19 protein-coding genes are annotated in these 19,499 nt (G+C 70.8%); 3 read left to right on the forward strand and 16 right to left on the reverse strand.

All coding sequences use genetic code 11. The features are described 5' to 3' along the window. Nucleotides 1-4: 4 nt before the first annotated feature. The 5 genes from ACIBEJ_RS47975 to ACIBEJ_RS47995 are packed head-to-tail and all read right to left on the reverse strand — an operon-like array spanning nucleotide 5 to nucleotide 4,782. Complete coding sequence (locus tag ACIBEJ_RS47975; protein WP_397189705.1) at nucleotides 5-853, reverse strand: carbohydrate ABC transporter permease; 849 nt, start codon at nucleotides 851-853, stop codon at nucleotides 5-7. After that, the gene (locus ACIBEJ_RS47980; RefSeq protein WP_397189706.1) at nucleotides 850-1,734 is read right to left on the reverse strand and encodes a carbohydrate ABC transporter permease; all 885 of its coding nucleotides are present in this window, start codon (nucleotides 1,732-1,734) and stop codon (nucleotides 850-852) included. The genes ACIBEJ_RS47975 and ACIBEJ_RS47980 overlap by 4 nt, the downstream gene beginning before the upstream one ends. Next, nucleotides 1,731-3,128, reverse strand: coding sequence for an N-acetylglucosamine/diacetylchitobiose ABC transporter substrate-binding protein (gene ngcE, locus ACIBEJ_RS47985; RefSeq protein ID WP_397189707.1), 1,398 nt, complete (start codon nucleotides 3,126-3,128; stop codon nucleotides 1,731-1,733). Before ngcE ends, ACIBEJ_RS47980 begins: the two co-directional genes overlap by 4 nt. Before the next feature lie 44 nt (nucleotides 3,129-3,172). Beyond that, nucleotides 3,173-3,919 carry a sugar isomerase domain-containing protein gene (locus ACIBEJ_RS47990; protein WP_397189708.1) on the reverse strand — a complete coding sequence of 249 codons (747 nt, stop codon included), beginning with the start codon at nucleotides 3,917-3,919 and terminating at the stop codon, nucleotides 3,173-3,175. Continuing rightward, the gene (locus ACIBEJ_RS47995; protein ID WP_397189709.1) at nucleotides 3,919-4,782 is read right to left on the reverse strand and encodes a MurR/RpiR family transcriptional regulator; all 864 of its coding nucleotides are present in this window, start codon (nucleotides 4,780-4,782) and stop codon (nucleotides 3,919-3,921) included. The genes ACIBEJ_RS47990 and ACIBEJ_RS47995 overlap by 1 nt, the downstream gene beginning before the upstream one ends. A gap of 73 nt (nucleotides 4,783-4,855) precedes the next feature. Here ACIBEJ_RS47995 and ACIBEJ_RS48000 point away from each other — a divergent pair, with 73 nt between their 5' ends. Beyond that, the gene (locus tag ACIBEJ_RS48000; RefSeq protein ID WP_397189710.1) at nucleotides 4,856-5,830 is read left to right on the forward strand and encodes an N-acetylglucosamine kinase; all 975 of its coding nucleotides are present in this window, start codon (nucleotides 4,856-4,858) and stop codon (nucleotides 5,828-5,830) included. On the opposite strand, the gene ACIBEJ_RS48005 is transcribed toward ACIBEJ_RS48000, so the two are convergent. From ACIBEJ_RS48005 to ACIBEJ_RS48020, 4 genes are all read right to left on the reverse strand, one after another. Beyond that, the gene (locus ACIBEJ_RS48005) at nucleotides 5,775-7,298 is read right to left on the reverse strand and encodes a protein kinase (RefSeq protein WP_397189711.1); all 1,524 of its coding nucleotides are present in this window, start codon (nucleotides 7,296-7,298) and stop codon (nucleotides 5,775-5,777) included. The genes ACIBEJ_RS48000 and ACIBEJ_RS48005 overlap by 56 nt on opposite strands. 109 nt (nucleotides 7,299-7,407) lie before the next feature. Further along, nucleotides 7,408-8,067 (reverse strand): DUF998 domain-containing protein, encoded by a 660-nt coding sequence (locus tag ACIBEJ_RS48010; RefSeq protein WP_397189712.1) that lies wholly within the window; start codon nucleotides 8,065-8,067, stop codon nucleotides 7,408-7,410. A gap of 75 nt (nucleotides 8,068-8,142) precedes the next feature. Then, complete coding sequence (locus ACIBEJ_RS48015; RefSeq protein WP_397189713.1) at nucleotides 8,143-9,765, reverse strand: FAD-binding oxidoreductase; 1,623 nt, start codon at nucleotides 9,763-9,765, stop codon at nucleotides 8,143-8,145. 153 nt (nucleotides 9,766-9,918) lie between these two features. Further along, entirely contained in the window at nucleotides 9,919-10,194 is a 276-nt protein-coding gene (locus ACIBEJ_RS48020) for a hypothetical protein (protein ID WP_397189714.1), read from the reverse strand. 324 nt (nucleotides 10,195-10,518) lie between these two features. Between ACIBEJ_RS48020 and ACIBEJ_RS48025 the strand changes: the two genes are divergently transcribed. Further along, nucleotides 10,519-11,562: a helix-turn-helix domain-containing protein gene (locus ACIBEJ_RS48025; RefSeq protein ID WP_397189715.1), complete on the forward strand. Its 1,044-nt coding sequence runs from the start codon at nucleotides 10,519-10,521 to the stop codon at nucleotides 11,560-11,562. A gap of 149 nt (nucleotides 11,563-11,711) precedes the next feature. Here ACIBEJ_RS48025 and ACIBEJ_RS48030 read toward each other — a convergent pair whose 3' ends face one another. Together ACIBEJ_RS48030 and ACIBEJ_RS48035 are read right to left on the reverse strand one after the other, a co-directional pair. Further along, nucleotides 11,712-13,079 carry a phenylacetate--CoA ligase family protein gene (locus tag ACIBEJ_RS48030; RefSeq protein WP_397189716.1) on the reverse strand — a complete coding sequence of 456 codons (1,368 nt, stop codon included), beginning with the start codon at nucleotides 13,077-13,079 and terminating at the stop codon, nucleotides 11,712-11,714. Next, entirely contained in the window at nucleotides 13,076-13,717 is a 642-nt protein-coding gene (locus ACIBEJ_RS48035; RefSeq protein ID WP_397189717.1) for a TetR/AcrR family transcriptional regulator, read from the reverse strand. The genes ACIBEJ_RS48030 and ACIBEJ_RS48035 overlap by 4 nt, the downstream gene beginning before the upstream one ends. A gap of 311 nt (nucleotides 13,718-14,028) precedes the next feature. On the opposite strand from ACIBEJ_RS48035, the gene ACIBEJ_RS48040 reads away from it, so the two are divergent. Then, nucleotides 14,029-14,634: a DUF2306 domain-containing protein gene (locus tag ACIBEJ_RS48040; protein ID WP_397189718.1), complete on the forward strand. Its 606-nt coding sequence runs from the start codon at nucleotides 14,029-14,031 to the stop codon at nucleotides 14,632-14,634. Here the strand turns inward: ACIBEJ_RS48040 and ACIBEJ_RS48045 are convergent. The 5 genes from ACIBEJ_RS48045 to ACIBEJ_RS48065 all read right to left on the reverse strand — a co-directional run bounded on the left by ACIBEJ_RS48045 (nucleotide 14,631) and on the right by ACIBEJ_RS48065 (nucleotide 19,463). Beyond that, the gene (locus ACIBEJ_RS48045; protein ID WP_397189719.1) at nucleotides 14,631-15,281 is read right to left on the reverse strand and encodes a response regulator; all 651 of its coding nucleotides are present in this window, start codon (nucleotides 15,279-15,281) and stop codon (nucleotides 14,631-14,633) included. The two genes, ACIBEJ_RS48040 and ACIBEJ_RS48045, sit on opposite strands and share 4 nt — an antisense overlap. Next, on the reverse strand, nucleotides 15,278-16,414 hold the full coding sequence (locus ACIBEJ_RS48050; protein WP_397189720.1) for a sensor histidine kinase: 1,137 nt from the start codon (nucleotides 16,412-16,414) through the stop codon (nucleotides 15,278-15,280). Before ACIBEJ_RS48050 ends, ACIBEJ_RS48045 begins: the two co-directional genes overlap by 4 nt. A 176-nt stretch (nucleotides 16,415-16,590) precedes the next feature. After that, nucleotides 16,591-16,998, reverse strand: a complete 408-nt coding sequence (locus ACIBEJ_RS48055; RefSeq protein WP_397189721.1) for a hypothetical protein — start codon at nucleotides 16,996-16,998, stop codon at nucleotides 16,591-16,593. A 313-nt stretch (nucleotides 16,999-17,311) separates the two neighbouring features. Then, nucleotides 17,312-17,878 carry a hypothetical protein gene (locus tag ACIBEJ_RS48060; protein WP_397189722.1) on the reverse strand — a complete coding sequence of 189 codons (567 nt, stop codon included), beginning with the start codon at nucleotides 17,876-17,878 and terminating at the stop codon, nucleotides 17,312-17,314. Nucleotides 17,879-18,170: 292 nt separating this feature from the next. Beyond that, entirely contained in the window at nucleotides 18,171-19,463 is a 1,293-nt protein-coding gene (locus ACIBEJ_RS48065; RefSeq protein WP_397189723.1) for an amidohydrolase family protein, read from the reverse strand. Nucleotides 19,464-19,499: the final 36 nt, after the last annotated feature.

Genomic DNA, 19,499 nt, shown 5'->3' on the forward strand with positions numbered 1-19,499 from the left:
GGTGCTAGCGGACGGCTCCGGCGGTCAGGCCGGAGGTGATACGGCGCTGGAAGACCACGTACGCGGCCAGCACCGGCAGCATCGAGATCGTGAGCCCGGCGAACAGGCCGCTCCAGTCGCTGGCGTAGCCCTGCCGTACGGCCAGCACGGCCAGCCCCTGCGCCAGGACGAACTCGGACTCCTCCGGATTGAGCGCCAGCGGCAGCAGGTACTGGTTCCAGAGGCCGAGGAAGTTGAAGATGCCGACGCTGACGAGGCCGGGCTTGGCCATGGGCAGCATGACCCGGAAGAACACGCCGGAATGCGAGCAGCCGTCGAGGAAGGCGGCTTCGGCGACCGAGGTGGGCAGCGTGCGGAAGAAGGAGGTCAGGAAGAAGACGGTGAACGGCAGCGCGTACGCGGTGTAGACGAGGATCAGCCCGAGCGGCGTGCCGAGCAGGCCCAGCGAGCGCACCACGAAGAACAGCGGCACGAGGGCGAGGAACAGCGGGAAGGCCATCCCGGCGACGAACAGGTAGTAGATGAGCCGCGAGCCGGGGAAGCGGTAGCGGGCCAGGACGTAGGCGACCATCGCGCCGAAGAGCATGGTGAGGACCAGCGCGCTCCCCACCACCACGGCCGAGTTCAGGAAATATCGACCAATGGAGGCTTCTGTCCAGGCGCGGGCCCAGTTCTCCGCGTGCAGCCTGTCCGGCAGGCTCCACGGGCTGGTCAGGATGTCCCGGTCGGTCTTGAACGAGCTCATCACCGCCCACAGCAGCGGCAGCGTGACGATGACGCCCCAGCCGACGAGCGCCACGTGCAGCATCGAGCCAAACGGGCGCGGACGCCGTACCCGATGAGTGAGGGTCATGCCATCTCCACCCGTTCGCGGCGCGAACCGCGCAGCACGAGCACGGCCAGCGCGAGCGTGAGGAAGAACAGCGCGACCCCGAGCGCGGAGGCGTAGCCGAACTTCCCGTAGGTGAAGGCGTTGCGGTAGAGGGTCAGGCCGAGCACCTCGGTGGCGTTGTCGGGGCCGCCGGGCCCGACGGTCATGATCTGCACGATCGCGAAGCCGTCGAGGGCGGCCATGCCCAGGTAGATGAACGCGACCTGGACGTTCTCCCAGACCAGCGGCAGCACGACGCGAGTCAGGCGGGTGAGCGCGGAGGCGCCGTCGATGGCGGCGGCCTCCAGGATCTCCCGCGGGATCGACTCCATCGCGGCGCAGAACAGCACCACGTAGAAGCCCGCCGCGCTCCACACGACCACCGCCATGACCGCCCACAGCGCGAGCGACGGGTCGCCGAGCCAGGAGCGTCCCTCGATGCCGAACAGGTTCAGCACGCCGTTGAGCAGCCCGGAGTTCGGGGTGAAGACGAACTGGAACAGCACGCCGACGACGGCGACCGACAGCAGTTGCGGGAAGAAGTAGACGACCCGGTAGATCCGCGCGCCGCGCCGGCGGCCCAGGCTGAGCGCCGCGGCCAGGAACAGCGCGAGCACGACGGTGACGACCGGCACCACCAGCAGCATGATCGCGTTGTTCTTCAGCGCCGCCAGCACCTGCGGGTCCTGCAGCAGCCGGGCGAAGTTGGCCGCCCCGACGAACTCCGCCCGCGCCGAGACCCCGCGCCAGTCGGTCAGCGCCAGGTAGAACGCCTGCGCGTAGGGGGAGAGCACCAGCACCGCGTAGAGGGTCAGCGGCAGGACGAGGAATCCCGCGATGAAGGGCAGCCGGCGGTGCCTCATCGCTTGTACTTGGTGATCGAGGCGTCCGCCGCCACCTGGTCGGCGGCCTTCTGCACGCGCTCGGTCCACTGCGCGGCACTGACCCGGCCGTTGAGCAGCTCTCCCGTCGAGTCGTGTACGGCTTTCGCCAGCGGCGCGTACCAGCCGGGGAAGCGGTAGGACAGCGCGTCCTTGCCCGCCGCGGCGACCAGGTCGCCCACCGACTTCAGCCCGCTCGACAGTTGGAGCCCCTCCAGCGCGCCCTGGCGGACGGGCATCGCGCTGGCGGTCTTGGCGAAGTTGGCCGCGCTCGGCTTCGACAGCATGAGGCGCAGGAACTCCAGCCCGCCCGCCGGGTTCCTGCCCTGGGCGGGGACGATGAACGGCTCGCTGCCCGCGGCCTGGATGGCGGTGCCGGGCAGCTTGTCGCCCTCCGACAGCCGGGGCGTGGGGCCGACGACCATGTCGAAGCCGGACGGGGTGACCTTGGCCTGTTCGGCCTCCAGCCAGGAGCCGCAGGGGATGAACGCCGCCTTGCCCTGGCACCAGGCGGTCTGCGCCTCGGTGTGCGAGAGCGCCTCGGAGCCCTTCATGATGTGTCCGCGCCCGGCCAGTTCCGCGAACGCCTCGGCCACGCCCTTGACGCTGTCGGTGCGCCAGGCGCCGGGCTCCAGGTTGTCGATGGCGGCGACCTGTTCCATGCCGCCGGCCTTGGCGACCATGGTGAGCAGCGGGTCGTTCATGTACTCGGGGAACTTGCCCTGGTAGGTCCAGGGCGCGATGCCGGCCTTCTTGATCTCGTCGCCGAGCGTCAGCATCTCGGCCCAGGTCGCCGGGTAGGTCCAGCCGTGCTTGGCGAACAGCGACGAGCTGTACCACAGGCCCCACACGGTGTAGGCGTAGTTGAGCACGTACGGCACGCCGTCGAAGCTGCCCGCCTCGACGATGCCCGGCACCAGCGTGTCGCGCACCTTGACGGCCGGATCGTCGGCGGAGGGCGCGTCGAGTAACTTCTCCAGCGACAGCAGTTGCCTGTCGGCGACGAGCGAGGCGACGTCCAGCGCGCCCGCCCCGGAGTTGTCGATCACGTCCGGCGGGTTGCCGGCCACCATGCGCGGCTGCATGGCCTGGCCGACGCCCTGGATGCCGGCGTGCGTGATCTTCGCCTCGGGATGGCGCTGAGTGTAGAGCGACTCGGCGAACTTCGCCCAGTCGTCGCCGAAGCCGCCCTTGAAGATGACGACGTCGAGCGGGTCCTTGGCGGCGACGCCGAGCGGGTTGGCGGCGCCGGTGGGCCCGGCGGCGGCCGGGGCCGAGGCCGCGGGGGCGCCGCCGCCCGTGGCGCAGGCGGCGACGACCGGGGTGAGGGCGAGCAGGCCGAGGAATCCCCGGCGGGTGGGGGTGTTTTCAGGCATGACGAAGACAGCTTTCGGCTAAGTGCTGGGGTCACATCGGGGGTTCAGGAGCCGCGGCGGATCCGGCCCGCGTAGAGCGCTTCGAGGCGCAGGTTGTGCTCGTCGCCCGCCGGCACGTTGGCCGACAGGTAGATCGGCGGGATCTTGCCCGCGTCCACCTGGTCGCGCACGACGTGCGTGACGACGAGCTGGGCGAGCAGGGCCGAGGTGATCGTGGAGACCGCGCCGGTCGCGCCGCCGCCCGGAAGCGGGAGTACGGCGTCGCCGTACGGCGCCAGGTTGTCGAGCACCACGTCGGCCAGATCGCACAGCCGGGCGCCCGAGGGGTGGCGGGAGGGGACGGCGGTGCTGTGGGCCAGGGAGGTGATGACGATCAGGTCGTGACCGCGCTGCTTGACGGTCTGGGCCAGCTCCACCACGACGCCGTTGACGCCGGAGTTGGAGATGACCACGAACAGGTCGGGCTGCCCGATCGGGGCGGCGGCCAGGATGCGGTGCGCCACGGCGGGGTCGCGTTCGAGGTCGTAGCGGTCGAGTTCGGCGCGGTCGGCCCCGCCGTGCAGGACGATGTCGCGCAGGGCGAGCCGGTTGGTGGGGACCAGGCCCCCGGCGCGGCCGGCGATCTCCATGGCGACCGCTTCGGAGTGGCCGGAGCCGAAGGCCTGGATCACTCCCCCGTTGTCCAGACATTTGCCGATGAGGCGGGCGGCTTGCCCGATCTCGCCGGCGTGGGTCCGCGGGATGGTGGCGACCAGGTCGGCCACGTGCTGTGCGTAGTGTTCGGGATTCATCACCCTCCGTCTAGGCGGTGTCCGGCGACGGCGCGTACCGTCAGGTCGAACGCCTCCTTGGTGCGCTCGTAGGTGCGCTGCGCGAGCGCGACGTAGACCACGTCGAGCACGAGCAGCTGGGAGTGGATCGCGGCGAAACCGTCGCTGCGGAAGGTCGTCTCGCGCGCCGCCGTCGTGAGGACCAGCTCGGCGACCTCCGCCAGCGGCGAGCTCGGGTGCGAGGTGACCGCCACGGTGATCGCGCCGTGCCCGGCCGCCTCGGCCAGCACCTCGATGACCTCTCTGGTCCGGCCGCTGTGCGAGATGCCGATCGCCACGTCGCCGTCGGTCAGCAGCGCGGCGTCGGTCAGCGCGCTGTGCGCGTCCGACCTGCTCCAGGTGGGGATGCGGATGCGCTGGAGGCGGTACTCCATCTCACCGGCGACGGCCGCGCTGCTGGCGACGCCGAACAGCAGGACCCGGCCGGCGTTCTTGATGACATTCGCCACCTTCTCCACCGTGGCCAGGTCGAGCTGGGCGGCGGTCTCCTGGATCAGCCGGATGTCGCTGTTGGAGACCACGCCCAGCACCTTGTCCAGGCCGTCGCCGGGCAGGATCTCCTGCCCGATGTCGGTGTCCCAGTGCTGCTGGGCGGCCCGGCCGGTCTGGCTGGCGATCGTGACCCGGAGTTCGGCGTAGCCGCTGAAGCCCAGCGCCCGGCAGAACCGGGTGATCGTGGCCGTGGACGTGCCGCTGCGCTCGGCCAGGTCCACGATGGTCATCCTGGCCGTCTCCGCCGGGTCGTCCAGGATCACCTCCGCGACCTTGCGTAGCGCCTCGGGCATCTCGCCCTGCTCGGCCCGGATCCGGGGCAGTAGTTCCACGTCGCCCTCCTTGTGGGTGAAAATTATGCTCACCATCTGGTGCCGTCAAGGGTTTGAGCCGATAATTCTTGACATGAGCTTAGTTCTCGGCGTGGACGCCGGAGGGACGTCGTCGCGGGCGGTCGTCGCCACGCTCGACGGTCAGGTGCTGGGGCGAGGGCGGGCGGGGTGCGGAAACCCGGCGGCCGGCTCGTCGCAGGTGGCTTTCCGGCAGGTGGGCCGAGCCGTGGAGGAAGCGCTGGCGGCCGCGGGCCCTGGCCGCGTCCGGGCCGCGGTGATCGGGCTGGCGGGCATCGAGGGGCTGCCCGAGGGGCTGGCGGCGTACTTCCCCGTGCCGCCCCGGGTGGTCGGGGACGTCGTCGTGGCCTTCGCCGCGGGCACCCACGCGGCCTCCGGAACCGTGCTGATCTCCGGCACGGGGGCGATCGCGGCGAAAATTATTGACCACGAGATCGCGGCGACGGCCGACGGGCACGGCTGGCAGCTCGGGGACGAGGGTTCGGGGTTCTGGATCGGGCGGCAGGCGGCCCGCTCGGCCGTCCGCGGGACACCGGGCCCGCTCACCGCGGCGGTACTCGGGCAGCTCGGGGTCCGCTCGCCGGAGATGGTGGCGGTGGCCGTGCAGGCGGCCCCGCCGCTGGCGCTGGCCGAGCTGGCGCCGCTGGTCAGTCGGGCGGCCGGCGAGGGCGATCCGGCGGCGGTGCGGATCGCCGAGCGTGCGGCCGGCCTGCTGGTGCGCACCTTCCGTGAGGTGCACGCTCCCGGCACGCCCGTGGTGCTGGCCGGCAGCGTGCTGACGAGCGAGGGTCCCGTACGGCAGGCCGTACGGGACCTGCTGCCGGACTGCACGCCGGCGGTCGCCGGTCGGGGCGAGGACGCCGCGGCCTGGCTGGCGGCACGCTCACTCGCTCCCGGAACATCCCACCCGGGGCTTCTGACCGACGGCGCCCATTCTCGAACCGATCACCCGGGAAAGGTTCGAGGGCAGGCTGCTACGTCGCCGCTCGCCGTACCAACTGAATGCCCACCACCCCCAGCCACACGATGATCAGCAGTCGGGACAGCGCCGTGAGCATCTGGGCGACAGCCGTGGGGAGGTCGAAGCTGGAGATCGCAACGAGCAGGTAGATGGCCACTTCCAGGGAGAGCAGCGCGCCGCCGAGCGCCCCGAGCACGGCCGCCACCGCGCTCAGCCGCCACGTCAGCAGCGCGGTCGCCGCGACCAGCAGGCCCACCAGGATCGCGGGCACGAAAGCCAGCAGGACCTCGGGCATGTGGTGCTCGCTGCCCAGCACGGTGGCCCACAGCAGGAAGACGAGACCCAGCGGAAGCGTCAGCATCGTGGTGATCATCGCGCCGACGTTGTGCGGCCGCAGCGCGAGGCCGATGACGGGCATGAACAGGACCAGGCCCCCCATGGCGAAGACGCGCCCGGGGCCCCAGCCCAGAACCTCCCCGAGCAGGGGCAGGGTCAGCAGTCCGATGCAGATCAGCGCCGTGATCGCCAGCGGCAGGCTCGCCGCGCTCTTCCGCGGCATGCGCCGGCCGGGAGCGGTCGGCGGATACGGACCTGGTCCATGAGGGCTTTGCGGGTGAAGGCCGTACGAGCTCGCCGCGTGCGGGCCTGATCCTGGCGCATGGGGCCCCGGATTGGGCGCGCCGTCCCACAGCAGGGTTCTGGCCATCCCGTGAGGCCGCTCGGCAGGCGCCGTCCCGATCCACGCCGTCGCGGGCAGGCCCCGCCCGGTCAGTTGCCCGAGCAGTTCTTCCGCGCTGGGCCGTACCAGAGGGTCCTTGGCCAGGCAGCGGGCCACCAGTGCCCGCAATCCTTCCGGCATGCCGGACAGGTCCGGCTCCGAGGTGAGGATCGCGTGCATCACGGCCGGCATGGTGTCCCCGCGGAACGCTATCCGGCCCGTCGCCGCGTAGATCATCGTGCTGGCCCAGCTGAACATGTCCGTCGCCGGGCCTGCCGTACCGGCGAACTGTTCCGGCGCCATGAACGCGGGCGTTCCCATGACACTGCTGGTGGCGGTCTGTTCGAGCGCTCGCGAGATACCGAAGTCGATCACCACGGGCCCCTCGGGGCCCATGATCACGTTGTTCGGCTTGAAGTCCCGATGTACGACTCCCGCGTGGTGAATGGCGGCCAGCGCGGTCAGGGTCGCGACCGCGAGCCGCTCCAGGCCGCTGCCGGACCGTACACCCTGCTCGCGCACCAACTGCTCCAGCGACGGGCCGGGGACGAACTCGCTCACGATGTACGGCCTGGCCTCGGCCACCCCCACAGCCAGCACCCGCGCGGTGCAGAACGGCGCCACCCGCCGCGCGGTCTCCGCCTCCCGGGTGAACCGTCGCAACGCGTCGGATTCCCCCGCGAAGGAGGTGTGCAGCAGTTTCACCGCCACCTTGCCACCTACCGAGTCCTCACCGAGGTACACCGACCCCTGGCCACCGCGGCCGAGCACCTCACTCAGCAGGTAGTCCTCGATCTGCCGGGGGTCTGAAGGTGTCAAAGGCTGCACAGAAGGACCATAGCGGCCGTTTCGCCGCTAAGTTCCCGTCCTGTGGCAACAGGAACGCGCGGCCCCTTACGGGGGCAAGCCCAAACCCCGGCTCGGCCGACTAGCCCGCGCGAGGACGGTCCGGCGCTTTCGACAGGCGGAGCGCCGCCAGCCACGCCCAGCCCCAGCCGAGCGGGATGACCAAGCGGGCCAGCACCCAGTCGAACGAGGAGTGCGGCATGATCAGCGTGCCGGTCAGCAGGACGCCGGGCGCCGCCACCGCGAACCCGAGCAGGGCGAGCGCCCAGGCCCGCCCGCCGGGCTCCCGGGCGAAGTGACGGGCCAGCACGCAGCAGGCGGCGCACGCCGCGAGGTACAGCGCGAAGACCGACAGCGTGTGCAACTGTTCGTGCCAGCTCGCGGGGAAGGTGACGCCGGGAAGGGCGTTCTGTGGTGTTCCGGGCGGGTAGCCCTTCTGGGGGTCGGTGACGAAGACGCCCGTGCAGATCATGGCGACGCCGTACGCGGCGACGAGCCTGGGCGCCCAGCGTGAGGCGGGCACGCTGCGGCGGACCCCCGCGGCGAAGGCGATCAGCAGCAGCCCGGTGACGACGAAGTTGCCGATCTGCAGCCATCCCCGGTCTCCGGTCATGAGCTGGCTCGGGCCGTGGACGAAGACGTCGAAGCCGCGGCGGGTCAGCATGTCGGCGTGGAACAGGACGAGGAAGGCGGGTACTCCGAGGCTGCCGCAGCGCAGAAGTGCGCGGGTGGAAAGGGACATGCCACCGATTCGACCCGGAGCGGGGTACCGGCGCCCAGCGCACAAAGAGCCGGTCGGCCCGTACTTTCGTACGGGTCAGGCGGGCGGTTCGACGCCCAAGGCGTGCCGGAAGAGGCCGCGCGGGTCCCAGCGCGCCTTTACCCGCTGGAGCCGGGGGTAGTTGTCCTTGTAGTACAGCGTCCGCCCCGGTACGCCGGAGGTGTTCCACTTCGGGTCGACCAGGTCGACGTCGGGGTAGTTGATGTACGAGCCGTCGCTGACCTCACCCGGCACCGGCACGCCTCCGGTCGCGGCGTACACCTCGCGGTAGAAGGCGCGCAACCAGGACAGGCGGGCCGCGTCCTCCGCCGCGTCGGTCCAGGTGGTGTAGTAGACGGCCTTCATGACCACGTCGCGCTGCGCCACCGCGGTGGCCTCGGGCGCCACCGCGCGCACCTGGCCGCCGTAGCCGATGAGCAGCATGCCGCTGCTCGCGCTCCCGGCCGGATCGGTCAGGTTGCGGTACACGGTGGCGAGTTGCTCACCGGTCAGCGACCGGCGCAGGTACGCGGCCTTGTTCTTGTACCGGCGGGCGGTCGCGTCGCCGGCCTCGCCCGTGCCGGGCCAGGTCATCTTGTGCAGCCACGGCATCGTCCGCCGGGTCTCGGCGACCGGCCGGACGCCGGTGCCGGCGGTCACCGCGGACACGAACGCGCTCACGAGCCCGTCCGCGCCGGGCAGGCCCGCGTCGATCTGTACGGCCAGCGAGAAGTACCCGGCGGCGCGGTGCGACAGCAGGAGGATCGCGTACAGGCCGGCCGGCCGGGAGCCGGGTGCGCTGTTCTCCTCGTGCCAGGCGCCGAAGTTGCGCATCAGCCGGGTGAACGCCCGCTCGGTCATGCCCTCCCAGGACCAGGCCAGGACGCATTCGAGCATCCCCGCCGGCGAGGGCGGCAGCAGCTTGGCCGGATCGACGCCGCCGGTCCCCGGCGAGCGCAGCCAGTACCTGGTGACCACCCCGAAGTTGCCGCCGCCACCGCCGGTGTGCGCCCACCACAGGTCGTGGTGCGGGTCGCCGGGCTCGCGGGTGGCGACCACCGTCCGGGCGGTGCCGTCCCGGTCGGCGACCACGACCTCCACGCCGTAGAGGTGGTCCACCACCGAGCCGTACCTGCGGGACAGCGCGCCGTACCCGCCGCCCGCGATGTGCCCGCCCGCGCCCACCGCGGGACAGCCGCCGCCGGGGATCGTCACGCCCCACCCCTTGAACAGCGTCCGGTACACCTGCCCGAGTGTGGCCCCCGGCTGCACCGAGAACGCCCTCCTGCCGGCGTCGTAGCCGACCGCGTCCATGCCGGACAGGTCGATCAGCGTACGCACGGCCGGGTCGGCGGTGAAGTTCTCGAAGCAGTGGCCACCGCTGCGCACCGCGATCCGGCGCCCGGCGCGCGCCGCCTCGCTCACCGCGCGCACCACCTGATCGGTGGAGCCGAGCACCCGGATCTCCTCCGGCCGGCCCGCGAAGCGGAAGTTGTTGCCGCGCAACAGGCCGTCGTAGCGCGGGTCGCCCGGCCGGATCCGCACCGGCCCGAACGCCTCAGCTTCGGCGGCCGTGACGGCCGGCACGACCACTCCGGCCGCCAGCGTGCCACCGGCCACCACCCCCGCTCCGGCCAGCAGTGCCCGACGACTGACCCGGTTGCCTTCTGATCGGCCCATCTCCGTCCTTCCACCGCCGGCGCCCTGATGACCGGGTGCCTCCACCGTCCCAGGACCGCGTCCGGCCGCACATCGACCGATCTCCTGGAACCGCGGCTCCACCGGCCGGCTCCCCCGAACCCACCGATCGGCTGACCCCCTAGACGGCGGCGTTCATACGCACGGGGAGGCGCTGACCCGCACGTAGGCCCCGTCGCGCGTCGCCCTCGCGGTGAAGCATTGGATCCGGCCCCCGGGCCAGGAGATGAAGACCTCCCTGACCAGGCCGTTGTCCGGCGCTCCGTTGAGCGGCGTGCAGCCGGTGGCGAAAACACGCTGCTGCGGGCTGGGGTCCACCTCCAGCGTGGCGCAGGAGTAACCGGGTTGGGCTGCTTGGGCGGGCGATGGGGAGAACGCCAGTCCCGCGAAAGCGGGGAGCACGGCTAACACGGCCAGACGGGATTTCCTGAATGTCATGATCAAACGTAAACACGCCCGATGAACCGTGACAAGTCGATTCATCGCCGCCTTTTGGGTCTCGGCGACAAGGGAGAATTTCCCATGGACATGCCACTGACCTGCGGCAACAAGCCTTCGATTTGCTCACGACGTGGGCTGCCGGAGTCGTCGAGCGAGGCAGATGGTGTCACGGCAGGTCTTTCCGTGGGGTGGCGGCCGCTCACGCCGGCGTCCAGGTGATCGGCCCCGAAGTATGTCTTGCGGCCGGGGCCCGACTTGTGGACCCTTGGACGGGTGCCCCAGAGCGTAGACGTGATGTGCGATCACTCCTACCAGTCCTCCTGGATCCACCGCACGATCGAACAGAGCCCGGTGGTCTCCGTGTCCACCGATTCCGTGCCGAAGAAGGATCGCCTGCTGTGGTGGACACACATGACCGGACACGAGGTCATGCCTACATCGCTGTCCAGCGATCACGCCGACGACTTCCACGGCCGGGCGCACTCGGTCGACCTGGCGGGCGTGCGGATCAGCGAGTACACCGCGTCGCCGCTGGCGGGGCGGCGTACGCCGGCCCACATCCGGCGCCACGATCCGGACGGCTACCAAATCGTCCTGGTCAATGAGGGTGCGGTGGGGCTGGAGCAGCGGCGCAACGACACCCTCCTGGACGCCGGCGACTTCTCCGTCTTCGGCAGTTCTCATCCTTATGTCACCGAGTTCATCGATGCCGGCAGGCCCGTTGGGCTGACGCTCATGTTCCTGCCGCGTGACGCGCTCCCCCTGCCCGGCGCCGAGGTGGATCGATTACTCGCGCACAAGCTGCCCGCCCGCACCGGTACCGGGGCGCTGCTGGCCGGCTACCTGAGCAGCCTGCTAGAGCACGCAGCGGGCTGCGATCCCGGGGAATTGTCCCGGCTGGGCTCCATCGGTCTCGATCTGGCCGCCGCCTACCTCGCCGGCCGCCTCGGCCTGCAGCGCCACTTGCCGGCCGAGAGCCGCTATCGAACGCTGGCCGCGCGGATCGACGCCTTCATCGATCACCACCTCGGTGACCCCGAGCTGGGCCCGTCCGGTATCGCGGCGCATCATCACATCTCCGTGCGCACGCTGCACCTGCTCTTCCAGGAGCGGCCCGAGACCGTCAGCGCAACCATTCGGCGGCGCCGGCTCGAACGGTGCCGTGCCGATCTCGCCGATCCCCGCTTGCGGGGGCGCGCGATCGGCGAGGTCGGCCTACGCTGGGGCTTCAAGAGCGGCGCCGAGTTCAGCCGAGCCTTCCGCGCCGTCTACGGCATGAGCCCGCGCGACCACCGCCAGCAGGCACTCGACGGGGCAGGGCAGGACCGCCCCGCCTGATCGGGACCGGACACCACAGGGCCGACGACTGCTGATCGTGCACCGCCGAGGTCGTTGCGCACTCGATGAGGACCGGCAGCAGCGTGCCGCTTACGGGCCGATGCGTCAGGTCGGTGTGATCCGGGGATGGAGCCGGCCCCGCGCCGCGGTCAGCGGGCCAGAGGGATGATCCTGCGGAATTTGCCGCCGGCCGACTGCTCCGGCGGCTCCTCGGCGCGTTCCAGCGTGACGTGCTCGGCTCCGTGCTCGGCCAGCAGGCGCGAGATCTCCTCGCGCACGGTCCGCCACACGTGATCGGGGTCGGCGCCGTCCGCCTGCTTCAGGCGTACCCGCAGCGTGGCCGGAGCGCTCTGCACGACCTGGAACTGCGCGATGCCGGGGACGCGGTCCAGCAGCGTGCCGAACGCCATGGGGGAAATGCTGATGTGCCCGCCGGCGGCGGGGAACTCGAGCATCTCCGCCGCGCGGCCCTGCACCTGGACGGCGGGCAGGGGGCTGCCGCACGGGCAGGCGTCGGGTCGCACCAGGACGTTGTCGCCCAGGTCGTAGCGGAGGATCGGCTGGACCCGGTTGGCGAGATTGCTCAGCAGGACGGTGTGCGAGGGCTGTCCCGGAGGGACGGGCCGGTGGTCGGCGTCCACCGGCTCCAGCACCGCCCAGTCGGTGTTGACATGCAGCCAGTTGTGCGCGCAGCCGTAGGCGAGGAAGCCGCACTCGGTGGCGGCGTAGGCGGAGCGGACCTGAGCGTGGAACGCGGCGGCGATCCGCGCGCGGTTCTCCGCGGTCAGCGCCTCACCGCCGGCGATGACCAGTCCCGGGTAGATGCGCAGGCGGCCGGCCTCCTGCTCGCCGGCCAGCAGCCCGAGCATGCTGGAGAAGCCGGTGAGCGAGCTGGGGTTGTACCGGTTCAGCTCGGCGGCCAGGTCCGGCAGCGGCTTGTGGATGGAGAACTCCCGCAGCATCCAGCCGAGCCGGGGGTGGTCGCGCCGGAACCGAGCGGCCCCGGCGACGGTGGAGAAGTGGCCGGGCGGCGCGGAGACGATGGCGGTGCGGCCAGCGCCGCGCATGAGGCGCACGAGGTCGCCGACCCCCAGCCCGGCTCGGGCGCGCTGCCCGACCGCGTTGCCCACGGCCACGCTCCGCTCGTCCTGCAGGAAGATGCCGCGCAGCCCGCTGGTGCCGGACGTGGTGGCCACGAGGTACCGCCCCTGAAAGCGCTCGCCCACCCGGACGGGGTCGGCGACGAACTTTCGGGCCTTGGCCAACGTCACGTCCGGGTCGGTGACCCAGTCGTCGAAGCGCGCCATGAGCGCCTGCTTACCGGTGGTCGGGAGCCGCGCCGGGTCGTCGACGTCGTCGGGCAGCGCCCGGTAGAGGTCGCGGTAGAAGGGGGAGTGGGCGCGGGCGTAGGCCACGGCCTCGGCCAGGCGGGCCCGTTGCCGCCGCGCGATCCCTTCGGCGCCCTCGCGCAGCGCCTGCCGCGCGTCGCGGGTGAGGCGCCGTTCGTTCTCCGTCATGACAGCTCGCTCTCTTCTGCGACGCCGGCGCGGATCGAGAGCAGGCCGCGCGCGGCGACGTCGAGGCCGTGCCCCGCGGCCCGCCACAGCTCGTCCTGCGACCGGCCGAGCTCGACACTCGCCAGGCTCGCCTGCTGGACGGCGCCGATCAGGGATCCGGTCATCGCGGCGGCGGTGATCGGATCCAACTGGCCCGGGAACGCCTTCAGCAGTTCGCCGGCCATCCTCCGCTGCAGGTCCAGCATCAGGTACAGCCCCTTGGCCTGCAGCGCCGGCGTCGTCATCATCAGGCGGACCCCCGCCGACAGCTCCTCGGACCTCTTGCGCGGCACCTCGGGGCGGCGCCGGGCGGCGTACTCCTGCACCGCCCTGGTAAGCAGTTCGCCCGGACCCTCCTGCGGCCGCGGCGTCGCCAGCGTGCCGAGCAGCAGGCCGAAGATGTGCTCGGCGTCGGCGAAGACGGTCTCGTCCTTGGCGCGGAAGTAGTTGAAGAACGTCTTGGGGTCGACGTCCGCCGCCACGGCGATCTGCGCGACCGTGGTCTGCTCATACCCCTGCTCGGCGAACAATTTCATCGCTGTGGCGATGATCCGCTGCCTGGTCAGCCGCTTCTTGCGGTCGCGGCGCGATTCCTCCATGCGCAAAATATACATCACATGGAACTTTCCAGAGACTGGAAAATTATCGGGAAGCCCGCCATCTCGGTACGTGCTCGGGCTTGAGCTCAGAGGCAACCCCGATCACGCTCCAGAAACACTCCATTACGGCACGGCCGGCGGACACCGCGGTTCCGTTCGCGCCGCAGCGGCCTGGGACGAGGAGAGTTCGCGTGACTAGGGCAGGAACGGCTCAGCAGCCGAAAGTACGCCCGATTCGCCGCCGATAGGACGTCTCCACGGGAGCCTCAGGCGCGATGTCCGGCGCGGCTCGGCTCGGCACGATCGATGGCATGAGGAGTCGTACCATCCCGGCCGCGCTGCTGGCGCTCAGCGCCGTTCCGATCGTCGCGGGCGCGATCCGCATGACCGAGCTGTCCGTGGGGGCGGCGATCACGCCGGACAACGCGCGCTTCTTCGCCGCGCCGCTTCCGGTGAGCCTGCACATCGCGGGCGCGACCGTCTACACCGTCGTCGGCGCCTTCCAGTTCGCGCCCGGTCTGCGGCGCAGCCGTCCCGGCTGGCATCGCGCCGCCGGCCGGGTGCTGGTGCCCGCGGGGCTGGTGGCGGCGCTCGCCGGGATGTGGATGACGCTGTTCAGCCCGCTGCCCGAGACCGACGGCGCGCTGCTGGGCGTCTTTCGCGTGATCTTCGGTACGGCCATGGCCGCCTCGCTGACCCTCGGCCTGCTCGCGATCCGGCGCCGCGACATCGCCGCCCACCGGGCCTGGATGATGCGCGCCTACGCGATCGGCCTGGGCGCGGGCACGCAGGCGTTCACGCTGCTGCCGTGGTTTCTGGTCGTCGGCACGCCTGGACAACTTCCCAAGGCGTTGCTGATGGCCGCGGGCTGGCTGATCAATCTGGCGGTCGCCGAGTGGGTCATCCGCAGGTCCTAGACGCGGTTGGTCTCGTAGGCCCACATGGCGATCTCGACGCGGTTGCGGGCGCCGAGCTTGGCCATGAGGCGGGCGATATGCGACTTGACCGTGCTGAGCGAAATGTGCAGCTCCTGGGCGATCTCGCCGTTGGTGCGTCCGCGCGCCACGGTCAGCAAGATCTGCTCCTCCCGCTCGGTCAGCGTCTCGATCGGCTGTACGGGCGGAGAGGCGGGCCCGGTGCGGGAGAAGGCGCCGAGCAGCCGCGCGGTGACGCTGGGCGCGATGAGCGCGTCGCCGCCGGCGGCGGCGTGGACGGCCTGCGAGAGCAGGGCCGCCCCCGCGTTCTTGAGCAGGAAGCCCTTGGCCCCGGCGCGCAGCGCGGCGTAGACGTACTCGTCGAGGTCGAAGGTGGTGATGACGACCACGGCCAGCGGGTCGGCGACGTCGGGCCCGGCCAGGGAACGGGTGGCCTGGATGCCGTCGAGGACGGGCATGCGGATGTCGAACAGGCAGACGTCGGGACGCAGGTGGCGGGCCAGCTCGACCGCGCGCCTGCCGTCGCCCGCCTGGCCGATGACCTCGATGCCGGGCTGGGCGTCGAGGATCATGGTGAGGCCGGTGCGGACGATCTCCTGGTCGTCGGCGACGAGCACCCGCACGCTCACGACAGCCTCCCCGCCCGGGGCAGGACGGCGGTGACCGTCCAGCCGCGCTCGGGGCCGGGACCGGCCTGGCAGGTGCCGCCGAGCAACTCGGCACGTTCGATCATGCCGAGGATGCCGTAGCCGGAGCCGGGTCTGGGGGCGGCCGGGGGTGAGCCGTCGTCGGTCACGCTCAGCCGTACGGTGTCCTCCTCGGCGCTGACGCTCACCTCGATCAGCCCGACGTGGCGCGCGTGCCGCCGGGCGTTGGTGACCGACTCCTGCGCCAGCCGGTAGAGCGCCGCCCCGACCGACGTCGGCAGCTCACCGAGGTCGCCGGGAAGATTCACCTTCACAGCCGGTACGGCGGCGCCCCGCGTGGCCAGTTCCGCGAGATCGGCGACCCCGCGTCCGGGCGCCAGTTCGGGCGGCTGGTCCTGGCGCAGCACGCGGACCATGTTGTTCATCTCGGCCAGCGCCCGAGCCGCCTCCTCCTCGATCACCTTCAGCGCGTCGGTCGCCGCCTCGGGCCGCGACGCGGAGGTGGCCAGCCCGGCCTGCGCGCGGATCGCCATGGCCGAGACGTGATGGGCCACGGTGTCGTGCAGGTCGCGGGCGAGCTGGGCGCGTTCGAGCAGCTTGACCTGGTCCAGCTCACGCGAACGGGCTCTGGCCCGGTAGCGCAGCGCGATGCCGAGCGTGGTGGCCGCCGACATCACCGCGAACGAGCCGACCACGTCGGAAGGCTCCATGCGGCCGAAGGCGGTCGACAGCCCGATCGCCGTGATCATGACGGCCAGTCCGATCGCGATCTCGCGCCCCGATCCCCAGCGGGCCAGCGCGTAGACGAGGATCAGCAGGTAGGCCTGGGAGTACGCCTCCGAGGGCGCGCCACCGGTCAGCAGCGGCGAGAGCGCCGAGGCGGCGAAGACGATCAGGAGCATCCGCAGCGGATGCGTCCGTCGCCACAGCAGCGTGGGCAGCAGGACGAGGGTGAGCGTCACGGCGACGACCCGGTGGGGCAGGTCGGGGCGGAGGAACCCTTCGAGCAGCGCGACCGGCACGAGCACGCCCACGAGCACCCAGTCACGCGGCACCCGCGCGGGCGGATCGGGGGGACGCGGTTCATTCCACAGGGAACGAAGAACGGCGTGCACGGCCTCATGGTACGACCTGCCCGCTCAGCCGAGATCCCCGTGCCGCTTCAGGACTCGTCGCGTGGTGCTTGAACGGCGGGCAAGATCGGGGCGTGTCCGAGCCGGAACCCGAGGCCGCAGCCCCTCCCCGACGGATTCCGGCCGTACGTCCTGACCGGGGATAGGGATCTTGGATGTTAGCAGTGACCCCAGACGGTGTTGCTCTTGACGTCTCTGATCTCGATCGGCGAACCGAAGCGGCCGTCGTGGAGATAGGCGTGGGCGAAGTACTGCTTGTCGGTCTGGACGTCGGAGCAAGGCTCGTAGGTCGACAGGATCTGCCAGCCCTGCTCGATGAGGTCCTTGCCGGCGAAGGCGACCGGCGTGTTGCGCCACCCGTCCATCCGCCGCAGATAGATCTCGACCCGGTAGTCCTCGCGGTTCGGGCAGATCACCTCGGCGCGGCCTTGTAAGCCGTTGGAGTTGGTGAAGATGTTGGCGTACAGGGCGCAGTCCGCCGGCCTGGCCGACGCCGGTGGCGGAGCGGCGATGCAGGCGGCCATGGCCGCTGCGAGGGCTGCGACCAGTGACAGTGATCGTTTCATTCGCACGTGGAATCTCCAGTCCCGAGAGGCCTGTCGGCGGAGAAACTCGTAGCAGTGCTCTGCTGCTCCCCCGCCGCTTTCACGCACGATCATCCGAGCACTGCCGATGGCAGGTCTTGGAAAAATATGACCGGGCGGAAAGCGGGCCGACGCCACGAGTGGCGCCCGTCTGAAGCAGCCCGCGCGCGCAGCCGCTTGTGGGTCCGGCATTCGCTTATCCGCAGCGGAAGCAGGCGCCGAAGTCGTTCACCTTCTCGGGCACGATGCGGTAGCAGGTGGCCGGCGATCGTGTGCTCGCGTGACCCACAGCGAATCAAGCGGTTCGGTTCGGTGGGACGTTCAGCGCCGTCCGTGCTTCCCGCATGAATTGGTCGATCAAGTCGCGCCGCGCCTTCAGCGCGTCTCGAATCAGTTGCGTTGTTTCTCGCGCGTCTTCGGGACGGTGGGTCAAGTCGAACAGCATGAGGCTCACCAGTTCGGCGTCCTTAAATGTGAGCCCGTCAGTAGCCAGCAAGAGCGCGTCGTCCGTCAGATGGAGCAACTCGATCTCACGTTTCGCGCGCCAGACGCGGTCGAACGCCTGGAGCAGCCGAGTCCGTTCATTCTTGGCGAGTGGCGGAATCACTTCGCCGAGATCCATCATTCCACTGTCGGTCACCAGCTGCCCGGGTGGCGGATCACGCAACTCCCGGATCACGCAGCGGTAGAGTTCATCGTCGGCATGGACGAGCTTGAGGTACGACCTCCTTCGCTCCTGCTGCCAGCGCCTCAGGTCGTCGCGCAACCAGTTGCCCTGCTGAAGCAGTGACTGCCGCCAGGCGCCGACAAGCACCCCGATCACGACACCCACAAGGCCGACAACGGCCGGCACCATCTGCATCAAATGACAATCCCCTCCGGGCCGCCAATAAAGAAGAGGCCGGGCCTCGGCTTATCCAGGGACATGAGCCGTGAAAGCCCTGCGAACTCGGCGTGTGTACCTCGCTTCATTTACTTCGGCATGCGCACATGGATCGTTACATAGCGCTACCGCTCGACGGCGCGAACCCCAGGAAACGGGGCTCAGGCGTCTCAGCATGGTCGCGACGGCCGGTCCTCGGAAGGAAAGCCGATTGCCGCGTCTGACCGGGCTGTGCCGTACGCCCCGCTTGAGCAGGCTCTGGCACCGGGCCTCAGGCGGCGAGGGTGATCGGCCGGCCGTTCTTCCAGACGGCGGCGATGGCGCGGAGGTCGGTGATGGTCCGGGTCGGGTCGCCCTCGACGAGGACCAGGTCGGCTCGGCTTCCGGGCCGGATCCGGCCACGGTCCTTCAGGCCGAAGGTGTCGGCCGGCACCGTTGTCGCGGCGGCGAGGGCAGCGGTGGGATCGAGGCCGCCGCGGACCATGGCCTCCAGGCAGGCCAGCAGGCTCACCCCGTTGATCAGCCCGGGGATCGGCGCGTCGGTGCCGGCCAGGATCGGTACGCCGGCCGCGTGCAGGGTTCGGGTGTTGGCCGCGTGCCGTTCGAGCCAGGCGTCGTCGAGCCACGGCGATTCGAACGGCTGCTCAAGCATCGCCCGCTGGAAGCCGGACAGCCGCGGAGCGATCCTCGGGTCAGAGTAGATGCTGCGTGCGCCGTCTCGCCGATGTGCCCGATCGCGGTCGTCCGCGCACGTGCTGATCATGAACGCGCCGCGGTCCAGGGCCTCGTTGATCAGCGTCCGGTCGGCCGGCCGGTCGGCGCAGACGTGCGCCAGGCCGCTGACTCCGGCGCGTAGCGCGATCAGGGCGTCCTGGGTCCGGGTGACGTGGGCCACGGAGCGCAAGCCGCGGTCCGCGGCGGCGGCGGCCAGCGCCCGGATTTGCTGGCGGGTGAGGGTGGGGATCGGCGATCCGTCGTGATCTCGGTGTTCGATCACGATCTTGATGTGGTCGGCCCCCTCGGCGATCCGCTGGTCGACGAAGGTGCCGGGGTCGTCGTCCGGGCCGAGGGTGGCGATGCCGGGCATGGCCTGGGTGCCGTGTCCGCCGGGGACGGTGATCAAGGTTCCGGCGCTCCACAGGTCGGCGCGGGCGGTCGGGGCCGTCGAGGTTCGCTGGGTGCGGACGTCGCCGCGCCGGTCGGCCAGGGTGCCCATCTCCAGTTCGGTGGTCACGCCGAAGCGCGGCGGGTCGGTGCTCGGCATCATGTGGGAGTGGGCGTCGATCAGTCCCGGCAGCAGGGTCCGGCCGGTGCCGTCGCGGACCTGGTAGCCGTCCGGGATCTGGACGCGCGGCCCGACGGCGGCGATCTCCGCGCCGGTGACGAGCACGGTCGCGGCGGGCAGTACGTGCCGGCCGTCGAAGACGCGCACGCCCCGGATGGCGAAACCGGGCGCCTCGGCTGTGGTCTGTGCGGGGCCGCAGGCCGACAGCACGGGCAGTGCCAGAACGGCCGCCAGCACCTTGCGGCGGGCCGGATGCGCCCCTTGTTCCAATATGCTCATACTAATATGCGTATACTGAAACCGTTCCCGGCGTCA

It is taken from the genome of Nonomuraea sp. NPDC050790 (assembly GCF_044456745.1).
Taxonomy (GTDB): Bacteria; Actinomycetota; Actinomycetes; order Streptosporangiales; family Streptosporangiaceae; genus Nonomuraea.